Origin of the sequence: Streptomyces sp. NPDC050548, from assembly GCF_044457385.1 — a bacterium.
In the GTDB taxonomy this organism is placed as follows: domain Bacteria; phylum Actinomycetota; class Actinomycetes; order Streptomycetales; family Streptomycetaceae; genus Streptomyces.
The window spans coordinates 98,267-116,063 of record NZ_JBITGV010000006.1; the positions used below are offsets into that span (position 1 = coordinate 98,267).

Consider the following 17,797-nt stretch of genomic DNA (forward strand, 5'->3'; position numbering starts at 1 on the left):
GTGCGGGTTCGTCGTGGCCGGTCGCGCAGTTCCCCGCGCCCCTTGGGGGGTTGGACTACCCCTTGGATTTATCTTGCCCCGGCTCTTGTCGTCCTTGGCGGGTTGCTCGTCTACCCCATCTACCAACTCGGGCTGATCTCGTTCTTCCAGTACACGCAGGCCCAGGTGAGCGGTGGCGAGCCGACCACCTTCAAGGGGTTCGGGAACTACGCGGAGTTGTTCTCCGACAGCCAGTTCTGGCAGGTGCTGCTGTCGACCGTGCTGTTCGCCGGGGCGTGCGTCGTGTCGACCCTCGCGGTCGGGTGTGCGCTCGCGGTGTTGCTCACGCGCGTGCGTGCCCTGCCCCGACTCGTGCTGATGCTGGCCGCGTTGGGTGCGTGGGCGACCCCGGCGGTGACCGGGTCGACGGTCTGGCTGCTGCTCTTCGACCCGGACTTCGGGCCGGTGAACCGGATCCTGGGCCTCGGTGACCACTCCTGGACGTACGGACGCCTCAGCGCGTTCTTCCTCGTCCTGCTCGAAGTGGTGTGGTGCTCCTTCCCGTTCGTGATGGTGACGGTCTACGCCGGCATCCGCGCCGTACCCTCCGAGGTCCTGGAGGCCGCCGCTCTGGACGGCGCCTCGCAGTGGCGCATCTGGCGGTCGATCCTCACGCCGATGCTCCGGCCGATCCTGACCGTCGTCACCATCCAGTCGGTCATCTGGGACTTCAAGGTCTTCACCCAGATCTACGTCATGACCAACGGCGGCGGCATCGCGGGCCAGAACCTCGTCCTCAACGTGTACGCCTACCAACAGGCGTTCGCGTCCTCGAAATACAGCCTCGGCTCGGCGATCGGCGTCGTCATGCTGCTGATGCTGCTCGCCGTCACGCTGATCTATCTGCGCCTGCTCCGCAGGCAGGGGGAGGAGTTGTGAGTACGCTCCGCGGTTTTGTACGACGGCCCTGGCGGCTCGCGGCCGAGGCCTCGGCGCTGCTGATCGCGGTCGTGGTCGCGTTCCCCCTCTATTGGATGGTGCTCAGCGCCTTCAAACCGGCCGGGGAAATCGAGTCGAGCGAGCCCCGGCCATGGACGCTCGCGCCCTCCCTGGACTCCTTCCGACGGGTCTTCGGGCAGCAGGAATTCGGCCGTTACTTCGTCAACAGCCTTGCCGTGGCGGGCACCGTGGTGATCGTCTCGGCACTGATCGCCTTTCTCGCCGCGACCGCCGTGACCCGATTCCGGTTCCGCTTCCGGACCACCCTCCTGATCATGTTCCTGGTGGCCCAGATGGTGCCCGTGGAAGCGCTGACGATCCCCCTGTTCTTCACCATGCGGGGGCTCGGCCTGCTGAACACCCTGGGGTCCCTGATCCTGCCCCAGATCGCGTTCTCGCTGCCGTTCGCGATCTGGATGCTGCGGGGGTTCGTGAAAGCCGTACCGGACGCGCTGGAGGAGGCCGCGTACATCGACGGAGCGAGCCGGACAAGATTCCTGTGGCAGATCCTTTTCCCGCTCGTCTTCCCGGGGCTGGTCGCCACGAGCGTGTTTTCCTTCATCTCGGCCTGGAACGACTTCCTCTTCGCCAAGTCGTTCATCATCAGCGACACTTCCCAGTCGACCCTGCCGATGGCCCTCCTTGTCTTCTACAAGCCGGACGACCCGGACTGGGGCGGGGTCATGGCGGCCTCCACTGTGATGACGATTCCGGTGCTGGTGTTCTTCGTACTCGTACAGCGACGTCTGGTCTCGGGGCTGGGCGGAGCGGTTAAGGACTGACGTGACTGAACTGATTCCTCAGCCCCGCGGTGTTGTCGCCGGTTCCGGCGAGGTGCGGTTGACGGCGCGTTCCCGGTTCTACGCCGGCACCGGCACGGAGGGCGTCGGCAACTGGCTGCGCGCCACCCTCCAGCAGGCCACCGGTCTGCCGCTGCGCGAGGGGCAGGAACTCGACGACGCCTGCGACGACGGCATCGGGCTCCAGCTCGACCGCGCGCTCGGCCCCGAGGAGTACCGCCTCGTCAGCGACTCGAACGGGGTCTTCATCGAGGGCGGCAGCCCGGCCGGTGTCTTTTGGGGCGCTCAGACACTGCGTCAACTGCTCGGCCCCGACGCGTATCGCAGAGCCCCGCTCGACCGGGACCGGACCTGGGCCGTGCCGTACGTCACGATCCAGGACTCCCCCCGCTTCCGCTGGCGCGGCCTGATGCTCGACGTCGCCCGGCACTTCATGCCCAAGGAAGGCGTCCTGCGCTACCTGGACTTGATGGCGGCGCACAAACTCAACGTCTTCCACTTCCACTTGACGGACGACCAGGGCTGGCGCGTACAGATCAAGCGGTACCCGAAGCTGACCGAGATCGGCTCCTGGCGGGCCCGCACGAAATTCGGCCACCGTGCCTCACCCCTGTGGGACGACAAGCCCCACGGCGGCTACTACACCCAGGACGACATCCGCGAGATCGTCGCCTACGCCGCCGAGCGGCATATCACCGTGGTCCCGGAAATCGACGTACCGGGACACTCGCAGGCCGCGATCGCCGCGTATCCGGAACTCGGCAACACGGACGTCATCGACACCAACTCCCTCTCGGTCTGGGACACCTGGGGCATCAACCCGAACGTACTCGCCCCCACTGACAACACCCTGCGCTTCTACGAGGGGGTGTTCGAGGAACTCCTCGACCTGTTCCCCTCGGAGTTCATTCACGTCGGCGGCGACGAATGCCCCAAGGACCAGTGGAAGCAGTCACCGGCCGCGCAGGCCCGCATCGAGGAACTCGGGCTCGCGGACGAGGACGAGTTGCAGTCGTGGTTCATCCGACACTTCGACAAGTGGCTCTCCGCGCGCGGGAGAAGGCTCGTCGGCTGGGACGAGATCCTGGAGGGCGGTCTCGCGGACGGGGCCGTCGTGTCGTCCTGGCGCGGCTACGAGGGCGGGATCACCGCCGCCCGCGCGGGCCACGACGTCGTCATGTGCCCTGAACAACACGTGTACTTGGACTGGCGCCAGGACGGCGGCGAGGACGAGCCGGTGCCGATCGCCCATGTGCGCACCCTGGAGGACGTCTACCGCTTCGAGCCCGTTCCCGCGCAGCTCACCGAGGCCGAGGCCCGCCATGTGCTGGGCGCGCAGGCCAACGTGTGGACCGAGGTGATGGAGGATCACGCGCGCGTGGACTACCAGACGTTCCCCAGGCTGGCCGCGTTCGCCGAGGTCGCCTGGAGCACCCTTCCGGCGCCCGGGGAACGGGACTTCGCCGACTTCGAGCGCCGGATGACCGCCCACTATCCGCGACTCGACGCCCTGGGTGTCGCCTACCGCCCGCCCACCGGACCCCTGCCGTGGCAGCGCCGCCCCGGAGTGCTCGGACGACCCAAGGACGGCCCGCCCCCGAACGCCTAGAACACAGAAGGGAAAAAGCCCCCAGGTGTCACCGTTGAGTGGCAATCCGCGCGTACCGGTGATGCCGTACCAAAACGGACCATCTCGCTGATGAGACGGGCGAATGCCTCCTAGCGGACCCCCGCGTTCGGGTCTTGCGAAGATGTGCCAGAGTTGCCACGTCCGCCCTGTCAGCACGTACCGTACGGCAGCAACAGGTGGGACCAGGTGGGGCAGCGGGAAGGGGCAGCCGGTTTGACCACGCACGCACCGCAGGCGGGGCAGTCCGTCACGCTGCCCACAACGCTGGACGAGGCCGTGGCGGCGCTCACGGCCCTGCCCACGGCCGTTCCCGTGGCCGGCGGCACCGACCTCATGGCGGCCGTCAACTCGGGCCAGCTGAGGCCCAGCGCGCTGGTCGGTCTCGGGCGGATCAGCGAGATCCGCGGCTGGCAGTACCAGGACGGCCACGCGCTGCTCGGCGCGGGCCTCACCCACGCCCGCATGGGCCGCCCCGACTTCGCCGCCCTCATCCCGGCGCTCGCGGCCTCCGCGCGTGCCGCGGGCCCGCCGCAGATCCGCAACGCGGGCACCCTGGGCGGCAACATCGCCTCGGCCGCGCCCACCGGGGACGCGCTGCCCGTACTGGCCGCCCTGGAGGCGACGCTGATCATCGCGGGCCCGGGCGGAGCCCGCCGGGAGATCCCGGTGTCGCACCTCCTGGCCGGCGTCGAGATGCTGCGCGGCGGCGAACTCATCGGCTTCGTGCGCGTGCCCCTGCTGCACGCCCCGCAGGTCTTCCTGAAGGCGACCGGCCGGACCGGACCCGGACGCTCGGTCGCGTCCGTCGCGGTCGTCCTCGACCCCGCCAGGCGCGGCGTCAGGTGCGCCGTCGGGGCCATAGCGCCGATGCCGCTCAGACCCCTGGACGCCGAGCAGTGGGTCGCCCGGCTGATCGACTGGGACAACGGCCGCGCGATCGTCCCCGAGGCGCTGACCGCCTTCGGGGAGTACGTCGCCGCGGCCTGCATCCCCGACCCGGCCCCGGCCGAGGACGGCTCCGTGGAACAGCTTCCGCCCGCGGTACTGCACCTGCGGCGCACCGTCGCCGCACTTGCCCGACGAGCACTCGGGAGGGCGCTGTCGTGACCGACGACCAGCACGGAGAGGGCACCCCCCAGGGCGGCGGACGCTGGGACCCGCTGCCCCAGGGCGACTACGACGACGGTGCCACGGCCTTCGTGAAACTCCCCGAAGGGGGCATCGACGCCCTCCTCGCCGCCCCGGGCCACGGCTATGTGCCGCCGCCGATAGCGGCCGGCCCCGCCCAGGGCGGCGACCCGTCGGGCACCGGCTCCTGGGCCGTGCCCGCCGAGGGCGTCCAGTGGCCCGACCCGAACGCCGTACCGCAGCAGGGGACGGCCGGGGGCGAGCAGTTCGCGTACCACCCCGGGGCCACCGGCCAGTGGACCTTCCAGGACACCAACGCCCCGGCCCCGGGCACCGCGCCCGGCCACGACGTGACCGGGGAGTGGTCGATTCCCGTCGCCGGGGGCGATCTCCCGGACGAATCGGGCGAGTTCACCACCTCCGCCCTGGTCGAGCAGTGGGGCGGCACCCCGCCCGCCACCCTGCCCGGCGGCGCGCCCGCGCCCTGGGCGACGGACGGCGCGGGCCAGAACTGGGCACAACAGGCATCCGGTACGGGCGTCACCGAGCGGCCCGACGCGCACCCGGCAGAGCACACCGACGGCCGCGGCGCGGCCTACCCGGCGCCGGGCACCGACGGGCGGGGCACGGCCTACCCCGCGAGCGGCACCGACGGCCGGGGCACGGCCTACCCCGCGAGCGGCACCGACGGCCGGGGCACCGCGTACCCGGCGACGGACACGGACGGGCGCGGTGTGGCCCACCCGGCCGACCGGTCCGGGGAACACCCCGCAGCCGAGGCGACCCACCGGCCGTACGAGGAACCCCAGGGCGCCGACCCGTACGCCCACGCCCGCACCGAGGCCGCCACCGACCCCTACGGGGACGCGCGCGGCGACCGCCACGACGACACCGCCGCCGAACTGGACGCGCCCGACGCGCAGTCGGCGGACGCGGACGGCCCGGCGGGCGGCGATGCCGAAGGGGCCGAGGGGGCCGCTGAGAGGCCCGCTGAGCCGTCCGCGGCGACCGACGCGCCCGACGGTGCCGAAGCCGCCCCGGAGGCCGCTGAGGCGCCCGTGACGGCCCCGGACGCCGACGCGCCGGACGAGGACGCCGAGCCCGCCCCGAAGATCCCCGGCGAGGAACACCCGCTCGCCTCCTACGTGTTGCGCGTCAACGGCGCCGACCGGCCCGTCACCGACGCCTGGATCGGCGAGTCGCTGCTCTACGTGCTCCGCGAACGCCTCGGCCTCGCGGGCGCCAAGGACGGCTGCTCCCAGGGCGAGTGCGGCGCCTGCAACGTCCAGGTCGACGGACGGCTCGTCGCCTCCTGCCTGGTGCCCGCCGTCACCGCCGCCGGCTCCGAGGTCCGTACGGTCGAGGGCCTCGCCGTCGAGGGGCAGCCCTCGGACGTGCAGCGGGCGCTCGCCAAGTGCGGGGCCGTGCAGTGCGGTTTCTGCGTGCCCGGCATGGCGATGACCGTGCACGACCTCCTGGAGGGCAACCCCGCGCCCACCGAACTGGAGGCGCGCCAGGCCCTGTGCGGCAACCTGTGCCGCTGCTCCGGCTACCGGGGTGTCCTGGACGCCGTACAGGAAGTCGTCGCCGAACGGGAGGCGCACGCCGCTGCCGCCGAACCTGAGTCGGACGGCGACGAGGCGCGTATTCCCCACCAGGCGGGTCCCGGGGGCGGTGGGGTCCACCAGTCGGCGTTCGAGTCCCCGCGCACACAGGACCAGGCGTACGGCCAGGACGGAGGTCAGGCGTGAGCAACGAAGCCGCCACCGCGACCACGGAGGCCGCGCCCGCCCCGGAGCATCCGGGCCACGGCCTGGGCGCCTCGCTCCCGGCCGCCGACGCCCGCGCCAAGACCGAGGGCACCTTCCCGTACGCGGCCGACCTGTGGGCCGAGGGCCTCCTGTGGGCCGCCGTCCTGCGCTCACCGCACCCGCACGCGCGCATCGTGTCCGTCGACACGTCCCACGCGCGCGACATGCCGGGTGTACGGGCCGTCATCACCCACGAGGACGTGCCCGGCAGGGACCGCTACGGCCGGGGCACCGCCGACCGCCCGGTGTTCGCCTCCGAAGTGGTGCGCCACCACGGGGAGCCCATCGCCGCCGTCGCCGCCGACCACCCGGACACCGCGCGGATGGCCGCCGCCGCCATCATGGTCGAGTACGAAGTACTCGACCCGGTCACCGACCCCGAGCAGGCCTTCGAGGCCGCACCGCTGCACCCCGACGGCAACCTGATCCGCCACATCCCGCTGCGCCACGGCGACCCCGACGCGGCCGGCGACATCGTCGTCGAGGGCCTGTACCGCATCGGCCGCCAGGACCCCGCCCCCATCGGCGCCGAGGCCGGCCTCGCCGTGCCCCGCCCCGACGGCGGCGTCGAGCTGTACATCGCCTCCACGGACCCGCACGCCGACCGCGACACGGCCGCCGCCTGCTACGGCCTGGAGCCCGACCGCGTGAAGGTCGTCGTCACCGGCGTCCCCGGGGCCACCGCCGACCGCGAGGACCAGGGCTTCCAACTCCCGCTCGGACTGCTCGCGTTGAAGACCGGCTGCCCGGTCAAACTCACCGCCACGCGCGAGGAGTCCTTCCTCGGCCACACCCACCGCCACCCCACGCTGCTGCGCTACCGCCACCACGCCGACGAGGACGGCCGCCTGGTCAAGGTCGAGGCCCAGGTGCTGCTCGACGCGGGCGCCTACGCCGACACCTCCTCGGAGGCCCTGGCAGCCGCCGTCTCCTTCGCCTGCGGCCCCTACGTCGTCCCGAACGCCTTCATCGAGGGCTGGGCCGTCCGCACCAACAACCCGCCCTCCGGGCACGTGCGCGGCGAGGGCGCCATGCAGGTCTGCGCCGCCTACGAGGCGCAGATGGACAAGCTCGCCAAGAAGCTCGCCATGGACCCGGCGGAGCTGCGTCTGCGCAACGCCATGGCCACCGGTGACGTCCTCCCGACCGGCCAGACGGTGACCTGCCCGGCACCCGTCGCCGAACTCCTCCAGGCCGTACGGGACTTCCCGCTGCCGCAGCTTCCCAAGGACACCCCCGAGGACGAGTGGCTGCTGCCCGGCGGCCCCGAGGGCGCGGGCGAACCGGGCGCGGTGCGCCGGGGCGTCGGCTACGGCCTGGGCATGGTGCACATGCTCGGCGCGGAGGGCGCGGACGAGGTCTCCACGGCCACCGTGAAGGTCCACGACGGCATCGCGACGGTCCTGTGCGCGGCGGTAGAGACCGGCCAGGGCTTCACCACGCTCGCCCGCCAGATCGTCCAGGAGACCCTGGGCATCGACGAGGTGCACGTAGCCCCCGTAGACACCGATCAGCCTCCGGCCGGCCCCGGCTGCCGAGGCCGCCACACCTGGGTCTCGGGCGGCGCGGTCGAACGGGCCGCGAAAATGGTCCGCACCCAACTGCTCCAGCCCCTGGCGCACAAGTTCGGCATGTCCACCGAACTCCTCCAGATCACCGACGGCAAGATCACCTCCTACGACGGCGTCCTCTCGACGACCGTCACGGAGGCCCTGGACGGCAAGGAACTGTGGGCCACCGCCCAGTGCCGCCCGCACCCGACCGAGCCCCTGGACGAGGCGGGCCAGGGCGACGCCTTCGTGGGCCTCGCGTTCTGCGCGATCCGCGCGGTGGTCGACGTCGACATCGAACTGGGCTCGGTGAGGGTCGTCGAACTGGCCCTGGCCCAGGACGTCGGCCGCATCCTGAACCCGACCCAACTCGTCGCCCGCATCGAGGGCGGGGTGACTCAGGGCGTGGGCATCGCGTTGACGGAAAACCTGCGCACCGCGCGCGGGTTGATCCGTCACCCCGACCTCACCGGCTACGCCCTGCCCACCGCCCTGGACACCCCCGACATCAAGATCGTGAAACTCGTCGAGGAACGTGACGTGGTCGCTCCCTTCGGGGCGAAGGCGGTCAGCGCGGTACCGGTGGTCACCTCCCCGGCGGCCATCGCCTCCGCCGTACGCGCCGCGACCGGCCGCCCCGTGAACCGCCTGCCGATCCGCCCCCAGGCGGCGGTCGTGACGAACGGGCAGTACGGGCAGTAGGCGGGTGCCTGAAGGGGTGTTCGAGGGTGTCGTCCTCATCACCGGCGTGATGGCCGCTGGCAAGTCGACGGTCGCGCAGGCGCTGGCCGAGAGGTTGCCGAGGGCGGCGCACGTCCGCGGTGATGTGTTCCGGCGGATGATCGTGTCGGGCCGCGAGGAGTACGTTCCCGGCGCGGGCGGCGAGGGGGAGTCCCAACTCCGCCTGCGCTACCGGCTGGCGGCGGCGACGGCGGACGCGTACGCGGAGGCCGGGTTCACGGCGGTCGTCCAGGACGTGGTGCTGGGCGCGGAGTTGACGGCGTACGTCGGCCTGATCCGCACCCGCCCGCTGCACGTGATCGTCCTCGCACCGGCCCCGGCGACCGTGAGGGCACGGGAGGCCGGCCGGGCGAAGACCGGATACGGCGCGTGGACGGTCGAGGAGTTGGACGGCGCGCTGCGGACGCACACCCCGCGCATCGGCCTCTGGCTGGACAACTCCGGGCTGACGGTGGGGGAGACGGTGGACGCGATCATCGCGGGACGGGAACGTTCACGGGTGGTCTGAGCGTCTGATGGGGTGAGGACGTTTCGGACGTTCCGCGTCCGTCCACGCCCTGCGCGGCGTCTCCACTCCGGGCTCACCGCGTTTTCGCTGGTCAGGGCCATTGTCAGTGGTGCCGCGTAGTGTTCTGGGCAGTGGGGACGACAGCGGAGCACCGGTGCCGCACGGGGAAGATTCACGCACGGGGGAACCATGCACGGGGGAACGATGAGCAGGACCGACGCCGGTTCTACGGCGACCACGATCACGTTGACCGAGGACGACCTCGATCCGTACGTCACGCACGCGTCCACGCGCCGCTGGCTGACGGGCCCCGGACTGCCGGGTGACAGCGGCCTGTTGACGTTCGAGGAGCTGCGCAGGGAGGGCCTGCGGACGGTCGCGGACTCGCTGGGCGACCCCGACCCGCTGGCGGCGGAGCTGCGGGACCAGCTGGTGATAGGCGCGCTCTGGGGACCCGACGGTGGCGAGGCGGAGTCGATCCTGCTGGACGGCGAGACGGGCGAGATCGCCACGACGCACTTCTTCCACGACCGCCCGGACCTGATGGAGACCGGCCCACTGGCCCCGTCGGTCGAAACGCTGGCCCGCTTCACCACGACCACCGACGAACTGACCTCCCTGCGCGGCCAGTTCGCGTCCTACGAGGGCCGCCACGGCGCGCAGACGGCGGCGGAGGCGTCACGCCACCTGCTCTCGATCTTCGAGTCGGAGACGGACGGCGAGGTGCCCCCGTTCTGGAAGGCGGCGGCCCTGATCCGCCCACTGGCCCTGGTCGCGGGCCCCGGCACGGCATCGGGGCTGACCCTCGACATCCCGGCCCGCCTGCTGGACCAGGAGTTCGGTCAGGGCACGGTGGCCCGCTTCGAGGAGGTCGACTTCCCCGCCACACTCACCCACGAACCGACCCGCCGCTTCCTGCGCGAGACGGGCCTGCCCGAGGACGCGCTCCTCTTCCAACTGGACACGGACGTCCCGCTCCCGACCCTGTCCGAGTTCTACGAGGACGAGCCCGCCGACGAACTCCCGGCCCGCGCCGACGAGTTGATCCGCCTCGGCCATCTCGTCGAGGACAACAGCCTGGTGGTGGACGGCGCCACGGGCGAGATCCTGACCTGGAGCGAGCCGGAGGCGACGCTGGCCCCTCTCAACACGGACGTCTCGACCCTCGCCTTCACCCTCTGGCTGCTCCACCGCGAGAGAGCGATCGACGCGAACCTCTCGGGCGAGCTGACGGCAGAGGCGTACGACCAGTTGGCCACGACGATGCTCCAGACCCTGTCGACGGTGGACCCGACGGGCCGGGGGACCGGGGCGCCAGGCCGACGCCACCCGCACTACTGGACGGAGGCGTTCCAGGACGAGGCGGGCGGGGTGCTCTGACGCAGACACGGACGTGGACGCGGTCGGCGGCGAAACTCGTTCGCGCGGAAGCGAGGTGAGCCGCTACCTTCCCTCCGCCTGACCGCAACGCGGCGAGGGGGAACGGGACATGGACACCGAGCACACACGGACCGACCGACTGGGCGTACTGCTGGAGCAGTTCGACAAGGCCCGGGAGATGGCCCAGGTACGACTGACTGGGCTGGGCGACGAGGAGTACCTCTGGGAGCCGGCACCCGACTGCTGGTCCCTCCGCCGCCGGAGCGAGGCGGTGACACCGAGGGCGTTCGGCCCGGGGGAGTGGGTGCTCGACCTGGGCGCGCCGGACATCCCGGCAAGCGAGTACGCCGAGGTTACCCGCCAGGCCGCCGACGGCATGACCATCGCCAAGATCGCCGACGACTGGAGCGTGAGCGTCGAACGGGTCGAACAGGTCCTCGCCCACAAAGGCGAGCCGGAACCGGACTCGACACCCATCACGACGATCGCGTGGCGCCTGGGCCACCTGCACTTCCAGTTCGCGGGCGCGTGGGAGTGGACGTTCGGTGAACGACGCCGGGACCCCAAGCAGATGATCGACTTCAGCCCCTCCGCGTCCCTGTCCCTGGACGGTTTCTGGCCGGTGATCGACCGCTGGCGAACAGCCGTGGCCACGGTCACGGAGGATCAGTTGGACGTGGTCGGCTTCTCCCAATACCCGTACGGCTCCGACCCCGACGACCCGTACATCTCCGTCGTGGCGGGAGCCAACCTGGAATTCATCCACCACATGGCGGAGATCGCACTGCTGCGGGACCTGTGGCGGGCGAGGCCGTGAGGTGAGTCAGCTACCGGGCTGAGCGCTCCAAGCGCGCTGGAGAGCCACCTGCACACCCTCCCCGAGAACCAAAGCGACTTACCTAGGGCCGTTCTGATGGGGAGCCCCACCAGGGAGAGAGTTCGTCTGACCTGAGAGTTGCCAGGTCAGAGACTGTATAAGAGGCCGTGGCGGGAATCGAACCCGCGTAACTCGCTTTGCAGGCGAGTCCCTGAACCACTCGGGCACACGGCCGTGGTTGGTGAGTTGACCGTATGAGGGGAGGGTGGGGGCGGACAAGAGGGCCGGTCGTGTCGCAACGGGACTGCCATACCGCGTTCATGAATGGGGGAGCGAGGTGGCAGCGGTCGTACGACCAAGGTCTCAGCGGTGGACCGTCTTTCGACAGGGGTCAAGTCGGTGGATGAGCCTTACGCTGGCCCGCATGACCGTCCTCGAACCGCGTGACGCCGATGTCACGGATGCTGCCTCCGACCTGGTCGACGAGTGTCGGGGCGGGGTGCTGGGGCGGTCGTATCGGGCGCTCAGTGTGGGGATCGTGTCCGTCGTGCTGCTGATCGCCTTCGAGGCGACCGCCGTGGGGACGGCCCTGCCCGTCGCGGCTCGGGAGCTGGACGGGGTGGGGCTGTACGCGTTCGCGTTCTCCGGGTACTTCACGACCAGTCTGTTCGGGATGGTGTCCGCCGGGCAGTGGTCGGACCGGCGGGGGCCGCTCGGGCCGTTGACCGCCGGGATCGGGGCGTTCGCGGCCGGGTTGCTGGTCGCGGGGACCGCCCAGGTCATGTGGGTGTTCATTCTGGGGCGGGCCGTGCAGGGGCTGGGCGGTGGGCTGGTCATTGTGGCTCTGTACGTCGTCATCGGGCGGGCGTATCCGGAGCGGTTGCGGCCCGCCATCGTGGCCGCGTTCGCCGCGAGTTGGGTGGTGCCGTCCGTCGTCGGGCCGCTCGCCGCCGGCGCGGTGACCGAACAGCTGGGCTGGCGTTGGGTGTTCATCGGGATTCCGGTGCTCGTCGTCTTTCCGCTCGCGCTCGCCCTGCCCCAGATACGGCGGCGGGCTGCCGGGCCCGTGTCCGAGGGCGGTCAGCGGCCGCCCGGTTCGCCCCGCTCCTTCGACCGGCGTCGTATCCGGCTCGCTCTCGGGATCTCCCTCGGTGCCGGGCTCTTTCAGTACGCCGCCCAGGATCTGCGGTGGTTCTCGCTGGTCCCCGCTGCCGCGGGCGTCGCGCTGCTCGTGCCGGCCGTGCTCGGGCTGTTGCCGCGCGGTACGTACCGGGCGGCGCGGGGGCTGCCGTCGGTCGTGTTGTTGCGTGGGTTGGGTGCCGGGGCGTTCATCTCGGCCGAGTCCTTCGTGCCGTTGATGCTGGTGACCCAGCGGGGGCTGTCGCCGACGCTGGCCGGGTTCTCGCTCGCGGCGGGCGGCGGGACGTGGGCGCTCGGGTCGTGGGTGCAGGCGCGGGCGCGGGTCGAGCCGTACCGGGAGCGGCTGATGACGTTCGGGATGGTGCTGGTGGCCGGTGCCATCGCCGCGGCTCCGAGCGTCCTGATCCATACGGTTCCCGTGTGGATCGTGGCCGTCGCGTGGGGGTTCGGGTGTTTCGGGATGGGGCTGGTGATGTCCTCCACCAGCGTGCTGCTGCTCCAGCTCTCCGCGCCGGAGGAGGCGGGCACCAACTCGGCCGCGCTGCAGATCTCCGACGGGCTGTCCAATGTCGTGCTGCTGTCCGTCGGCGGGGCCGCGTTCGGTGCGCTCGGCGGGGGCACGGTCGGGCATGTGGTCGGTTCGGCGGGCACGGGGGCCTCCCATCCGGCTGCCTTCGCCGCCGTGTTTCTGCCGATGGCTGGGGTGGCGTTGGTGGGGGCCTGGGTGACCACGCGGGTGCGGGCCGCATCACGGGTGGTACCACTTTGACCCCACTCGGTGGTACTGTTTTGGTATGGCTATGAACCTGCGTCTTCGTGACGACCAGACGGAAGCCCTGAAGGTGCGCGCCGAGGAGGAGGGGGTCAGCATGCACGCCATACTGCTGCGGGCCGTGGACGACTACCTGGCCAGGACGGCTCACGAGGCGTTGGTCCGTAGGGCCGCCAAGGAGCAGACCGCCAAGTGGGCCGAGCTGCTGGAGCGGCTCAAGTGACGTTCGTCTACCTCTCGGCCGAGGACGTTCTGGCCATCGCCGAGCAGGCCGTTGACGATCAGACGGTTGTCGTGCGTGACGTGGGCCTGTTGGAGTCGGCCGTGCACCGCCCCTCGGCCTCGATGTTCGGGCAGGAGGCCTATACCGACCTGTTCGACAAGGCGGCGGCGTTGCTGCAGTCGCTGGCCATCAACCACCCGTTCCTCGACGGGAACAAACGCACGGCATGGGTGTCCTGTGTCGTCTTCCTCGCCATGAACGAGGTCCAGTTGCGGCCGGACATCGACGCTGCTGAGCGCCTGGTCATCGCTGTGGCAACGGGCACTATGGACGAGGTCAAGGCGATCGGGGAAGCGCTGCGGGCCCTGGCTGAACAACCGATGTGACCTCAGTCCCATCCCCACCCGCCCCGGCGTCGTCCGCACGTTGACAGCGCCGGCCCGCCGGTAAGGTGGCCCGGTTGTCATACGTAGCCGAGCCGCCCTACCAACCAAACGGAGACCGTGACTACCACCGCCGCCTCCTCCGCCAACACCCACCACCTCTCCCCGGCCTTCCCCGGCCGCGCCCCCTGGGGCACCGCCAGCAAGCTGCGCGCCTGGCAGCAGGGGGCGATGGAGAGGTATGTCCAGGAGCAGCCACGGGACTTTCTCGCGGTCGCGACCCCGGGTGCCGGTAAGACGACCTTCGCGCTCACCCTCGCCTCCTGGCTGCTGCACCACCATGTCGTGCAGCAGGTGACCGTGGTCGCGCCGACCGAGCATCTGAAGAAGCAGTGGGCGGAAGCCGCCGCGCGGATAGGGATCAAGCTCGACCCGGAGTACAGCGCCGGGCCGCTCGGCAAGGACTACGACGGGGTCGCCGTCACCTATGCCGGTGTCGGCGTACGGCCGATGCTGCACCGCAATCGCGTCGAGCAGCGCAAGACCCTCGTCATCCTCGACGAGATCCACCACGCCGGTGACTCCAAGTCGTGGGGCGAGGCGTGCCTGGAGGCGTTCGAGCCGGCCACGCGGCGGCTCGCGCTGACCGGTACGCCGTTCCGGTCGGACACCAATCCCATTCCCTTCGTGACGTACGAGGAAGGGAACGACGGGATCCGGCGGTCCTCCGCCGACTACACCTACGGCTACGGCAACGCGCTCGCCGACCACGTCGTCCGGCCGGTCATCTTCCTCTCCTACAGCGGCAACATGCGGTGGCGGACCAAGGCCGGCGACGAGATCGCCGCCCGGCTCGGCGAACCCATGACCAAGGACGCGATCAGCCAGGCCTGGCGTACGGCGCTGGATCCGCGCGGCGAGTGGATGCCGAGCGTGCTGCGCGCCGCCGACCAGCGGCTGACCGAGGTCAGGAAGGGCATCCCGGACGCCGGCGCCCTCGTCATCGCCTCCGACCAGGACTCCGCGCGCGCCTACGCCAAGCTGATCCGCGAGATCACCGGCTCCAAGGCGACCGTCGTACTGTCGGACGACACCGGTGCCTCCAAGCGCATCGACGACTTCGCGGCGAGCAACGACCGGTGGATGGTCGCCGTACGCATGGTGTCGGAAGGTGTCGACGTGCCTCGGCTCGCCGTCGGGGTCTACGCCACCACCATCTCCACGCCCCTCTTCTTCGCCCAGGCCGTCGGACGTTTCGTGCGGTCCCGGCGGCGCGGCGAGACCGCCTCCGTCTTCCTCCCGACCGTCCCCGACCTCCTCACCTTCGCCAACGAGATGGAGGTCGAGCGCGACCACGCCCTCGACAAGCCCAAGAAGGAGGGCGAGGAGGACCCGTACGCCGAGTCCGAGAAGGAGATGGACGAGGCGAACAAGGAGCAGGACGAGGACACCGGCGAGCAGGAGCAGTTCGCCTTCGAGGCGCTGGAGTCCGAGGCCGTCTTCGACCGGGTGCTCTACGACGGCGCCGAGTTCGGCATGCAGGCGCACCCCGGGAGCGAGGAGGAGCAGGACTACCTCGGTATCCCGGGGCTCCTCGAACCCGACCAGGTGCAGATGCTGCTCCAGAAGCGGCAGGCCCGGCAGATCGCGCACAGCCGCAGGAAGCCGGACTCCGAGGCCGACCTCCTCGAACTGCCCGCCGAGCGACGGCCCGTCGTCTCCCACAAGGAGATGATGGAGCTGCGGAAACAGCTCAACACCATGGTCTCCGCGTATGTCCACCAGACCGGCAAACCGCACGGCGTCATCCACACCGAGCTGCGCCGCACCTGCGGCGGCCCGCCGAGCGCCGAGGCCACGGCGGGGCAGCTGCGGCAGCGCATCGCGAAGGTCCAGGAGTGGGCCACGCGTATGCGCTGACCCGCCCCTCCCACCCCGCACATCTGTACGGAAGCTGTGCGCGGGCGATCCGCAGGTCAGGACATATCGCCATGAACCGAACCGGTCCGTACCAGGTGGTGCCCGGATTCTGGACGGAGGCTTCCGCTCAGCGAACCCCCTTCGCTAGTGTCCCGCTACGCACACGCCCCGTGGCAGCGCCGCCGCGGAGCGCAGCCGTGAAGCGACTGGGGCCCGGACACGCCGGGCCGCCTCGCCGATCGGCGGCCTCTGAAGCGCGTCACTGACGGGACTCGGTGACGCATCCGCCGCGAGGGGGCCGCCGACCTCACCACTTAAGGAGTGGGCGTCGTGACCGCGGAGACCTCTCAGACGCTCGACCGGGGACTGCGCGTCCTCAAATTGCTGGCCGACACCGACCACGGGCTGACCGTCACCGAACTGTCCAACAAACTGGGCGTCAACCGGACCGTCGTGTACCGGTTGCTGGCCACCCTGGAACAGCACGCTCTCGTACGACGTGATCTGGGCGGCCGGGCCCGGGTCGGGCTCGGGGTGCTGCGGCTCGGCCGCCAGGTGCACCCCCTCGTACGGGAGGCGGCGCTGCCCGCGCTGCGGTCGCTGGCCGAGGACATCGGGGCGACCGCTCATCTCACCCTGGTCGACGGGGCCGACGCCCTCGCCGTCGCGGTGGTCGAGCCGACCTGGACCGACTACCACGTGGCCTACCGGGCCGGCTTCCGCCATCCCCTGGACAAGGGAGCCGCGGGTCGCGCGATCCTCGCCGCCCGGCACCAGGGGGCCGACGAGCCCGGATACACGCTGACGCACGGGGAGTTGGAGGCGGGCGCGAGCGGTGCCGCGGCTCCGCTGCTCGGGGTCACGGGGGTCGAGGGCAGCGTCGGCGTGGTGATGCTGGCCGACGCCGTGCCCGAGCGGGTGGGGCCGCGGGTCGTGGACGCGGCGCGTGAGGTGGCCGAAGCTCTGCGCTGAGCGTTCATGACGATCGGGTGACCGGCGCACGGCCGAAAGTGACCGTCGCGTTAGATTGATCCCGTGCTCCTCTCTCGCCTCACGCGCCCCTGGGCCGTAGCCGTCTGTGCCCTGCCCGTCGTGGCGCTGCTCGCCACGGCGGGTTTCGCGCCGCTGCCGTTCTCGCTGGCGCAGCCCGGTCTCACCGCGAACGTGCTCGGCGAGAACAAGGGCACCCCGGTGATCACCATCTCCGATGCGCCGGTGCGTACGACGAGCGGCCAGTTGCGCATGACGACGATCGAGGCGACCGGGCCCGATCAGAATGTCTCGCTCAGCGATGTGATCGACAGCTGGTTCCGCACCGACCGTGCGGTCATGCCCCGTGACTCGGTCTACCCGAGCGGCAACAGCGTCAAGGAGATCGAGCAGCACAACAGCCAGCAGATGCAGGAGTCGCAGGACGACGCGACCACGGCCGCGCTGAACTACCTGAACCTCAGCGACAAGAAGGTGAAGGTCACGCTCACGCTCGCCGACGTGGGCGGCCCCAGCGCGGGTCTGCTGTTCACCCTGGGGATCATCGACAAGCTGAAGGGCGACGGCAACGGCGGCGACCTCACGGGCGGTCGCACCATCGCCGGTACGGGGACGATCGGCACCGACGGCGCGGTCGGCGCGGTCGGGGGAGTGGCCCTCAAGACCCAGGCCGCGCGCCGCGACGGAGCGACGGTGTTCCTGGTGCCGAAGGCCGAGTGCGCGGACGCCAAGTCCGAACTGCCCAAGGGACTACGGCTGGTTGCGGTGACCACGCTGAAGGGTGCGGTCAGTGCGCTGGAGGCGTTGGAGACGGGGAAGGGTTCCGTGCCGGGCTGTTAGGCGACGGCCGGCTTCGGGTTGTTCGGCGTGGCGGCGAGCCGCAGACCCAGTTCTACGAGGGTCCAGCCGAGGCGGGTGCGGAGTTCCCGCGGGGGCTTGGCGGCGAGGGCGAGGTGGTGGGCGTCGGCCTGGGTGCGGAGGTCGGCGATGTGCTGCTGCGCGAGTTGGGCGTGCGGATGCATGGCT

The 17,797-nt window shown here is 70.9% G+C and carries 16 protein-coding genes and 1 tRNA gene; 15 read left to right on the forward strand and 2 right to left on the reverse strand.

What is annotated here, in order from left to right:
• Positions 1–42: 42 nt before the first annotated feature.
• The 9 genes from ACIBJH_RS18380 to ACIBJH_RS18420 all read left to right on the forward strand — a co-directional run bounded on the left by ACIBJH_RS18380 (position 43) and on the right by ACIBJH_RS18420 (position 11,343).
• On the forward strand, positions 43–918 hold the full coding sequence (locus tag ACIBJH_RS18380) for a carbohydrate ABC transporter permease (protein ID WP_399117881.1): 876 nt from the start codon (positions 43–45) through the stop codon (positions 916–918).
• A complete protein-coding gene (locus ACIBJH_RS18385) occupies positions 915–1,760 on the forward strand; it encodes a carbohydrate ABC transporter permease (RefSeq protein WP_200714547.1) in 846 nt (281 codons plus the stop codon). Before ACIBJH_RS18380 ends, ACIBJH_RS18385 begins: the two co-directional genes overlap by 4 nt.
• Position 1,761: 1 nt before the next feature.
• Positions 1,762–3,387 carry a beta-N-acetylhexosaminidase gene (locus ACIBJH_RS18390; RefSeq protein ID WP_399117882.1) on the forward strand — a complete coding sequence of 542 codons (1,626 nt, stop codon included), beginning with the start codon at positions 1,762–1,764 and terminating at the stop codon, positions 3,385–3,387.
• 234 nt (positions 3,388–3,621) lie between these two features.
• Entirely contained in the window at positions 3,622–4,515 is an 894-nt protein-coding gene (locus ACIBJH_RS18395; RefSeq protein WP_200714545.1) for a xanthine dehydrogenase family protein subunit M, read from the forward strand.
• Positions 4,512–6,287 (forward strand): 2Fe-2S iron-sulfur cluster-binding protein, encoded by a 1,776-nt coding sequence (locus ACIBJH_RS18400; RefSeq protein ID WP_399117883.1) that lies wholly within the window; start codon positions 4,512–4,514, stop codon positions 6,285–6,287. Before ACIBJH_RS18395 ends, ACIBJH_RS18400 begins: the two co-directional genes overlap by 4 nt.
• Positions 6,284–8,599: a xanthine dehydrogenase family protein molybdopterin-binding subunit gene (locus tag ACIBJH_RS18405; RefSeq protein WP_399117884.1), complete on the forward strand. Its 2,316-nt coding sequence runs from the start codon at positions 6,284–6,286 to the stop codon at positions 8,597–8,599. Before ACIBJH_RS18400 ends, ACIBJH_RS18405 begins: the two co-directional genes overlap by 4 nt.
• 16 nt (positions 8,600–8,615) lie before the next feature.
• Positions 8,616–9,146, forward strand: coding sequence for an AAA family ATPase (locus ACIBJH_RS18410; RefSeq protein WP_399118196.1), 531 nt, complete (start codon positions 8,616–8,618; stop codon positions 9,144–9,146).
• A gap of 204 nt (positions 9,147–9,350) precedes the next feature.
• Positions 9,351–10,526 carry an SUKH-4 family immunity protein gene (locus tag ACIBJH_RS18415; RefSeq protein ID WP_399117885.1) on the forward strand — a complete coding sequence of 392 codons (1,176 nt, stop codon included), beginning with the start codon at positions 9,351–9,353 and terminating at the stop codon, positions 10,524–10,526.
• Between the two features lie 109 nt (positions 10,527–10,635).
• On the forward strand, positions 10,636–11,343 hold the full coding sequence (locus tag ACIBJH_RS18420; RefSeq protein ID WP_399117886.1) for a DinB family protein: 708 nt from the start codon (positions 10,636–10,638) through the stop codon (positions 11,341–11,343).
• Positions 11,344–11,505: 162 nt separating this feature from the next.
• On the opposite strand, the gene ACIBJH_RS18425 is transcribed toward ACIBJH_RS18420, so the two are convergent.
• Positions 11,506–11,577: transfer RNA gene (locus ACIBJH_RS18425), tRNA-Cys, on the reverse strand.
• A gap of 190 nt (positions 11,578–11,767) precedes the next feature.
• On the opposite strand from ACIBJH_RS18425, the gene ACIBJH_RS18430 reads away from it, so the two are divergent.
• From ACIBJH_RS18430 to ACIBJH_RS18455, 6 genes are all read left to right on the forward strand, one after another.
• A complete protein-coding gene (locus ACIBJH_RS18430) occupies positions 11,768–13,252 on the forward strand; it encodes an MFS transporter (RefSeq protein WP_399117887.1) in 1,485 nt (494 codons plus the stop codon).
• Between the two features lie 25 nt (positions 13,253–13,277).
• On the forward strand, positions 13,278–13,478 hold the full coding sequence (locus ACIBJH_RS18435) for a ribbon-helix-helix protein, CopG family (RefSeq protein ID WP_399117888.1): 201 nt from the start codon (positions 13,278–13,280) through the stop codon (positions 13,476–13,478).
• A complete protein-coding gene (locus ACIBJH_RS18440; protein ID WP_399117889.1) occupies positions 13,475–13,864 on the forward strand; it encodes a type II toxin-antitoxin system death-on-curing family toxin in 390 nt (129 codons plus the stop codon). The genes ACIBJH_RS18435 and ACIBJH_RS18440 overlap by 4 nt, the downstream gene beginning before the upstream one ends.
• A 117-nt stretch (positions 13,865–13,981) precedes the next feature.
• Positions 13,982–15,781, forward strand: a complete 1,800-nt coding sequence (locus ACIBJH_RS18445) for a DEAD/DEAH box helicase (protein WP_399117890.1) — start codon at positions 13,982–13,984, stop codon at positions 15,779–15,781.
• A gap of 330 nt (positions 15,782–16,111) precedes the next feature.
• Positions 16,112–16,753, forward strand: a complete 642-nt coding sequence (locus tag ACIBJH_RS18450; protein ID WP_355913202.1) for a helix-turn-helix domain-containing protein — start codon at positions 16,112–16,114, stop codon at positions 16,751–16,753.
• A gap of 63 nt (positions 16,754–16,816) precedes the next feature.
• Positions 16,817–17,611, forward strand: a complete 795-nt coding sequence (locus ACIBJH_RS18455; RefSeq protein WP_399117891.1) for a S16 family serine protease — start codon at positions 16,817–16,819, stop codon at positions 17,609–17,611.
• Here ACIBJH_RS18455 and ACIBJH_RS18460 read toward each other — a convergent pair.
• Complete coding sequence (locus tag ACIBJH_RS18460) at positions 17,608–17,793, reverse strand: hypothetical protein (protein ID WP_399117892.1); 186 nt, start codon at positions 17,791–17,793, stop codon at positions 17,608–17,610. The two genes, ACIBJH_RS18455 and ACIBJH_RS18460, sit on opposite strands and share 4 nt — an antisense overlap.
• Between the last annotated feature and the right edge of the window lie 4 nt (positions 17,794–17,797).

Bases quoted from the DNA above. Each gene is read 5' to 3' on its own strand.
- ACIBJH_RS18415 (WP_399117885.1), top strand. From the start codon at position 9,351: ATGAGCAGGACCGACGCCGGTTCTACGGCGACCACGATCACGTTGACC.
- ACIBJH_RS18420 (WP_399117886.1), top strand. From the start codon at position 10,636: ATGGACACCGAGCACACACGGACCGACCGACTGGGCGTACTGCTGGAG.
- ACIBJH_RS18430 (WP_399117887.1), top strand. From the start codon at position 11,768: ATGACCGTCCTCGAACCGCGTGACGCCGATGTCACGGATGCTGCCTCC.
- ACIBJH_RS18435 (WP_399117888.1), top strand. From the start codon at position 13,278: ATGGCTATGAACCTGCGTCTTCGTGACGACCAGACGGAAGCCCTGAAG.
- ACIBJH_RS18460 (WP_399117892.1), bottom strand. From the start codon at position 17,793: ATGCATCCGCACGCCCAACTCGCGCAGCAGCACATCGCCGACCTCCGC.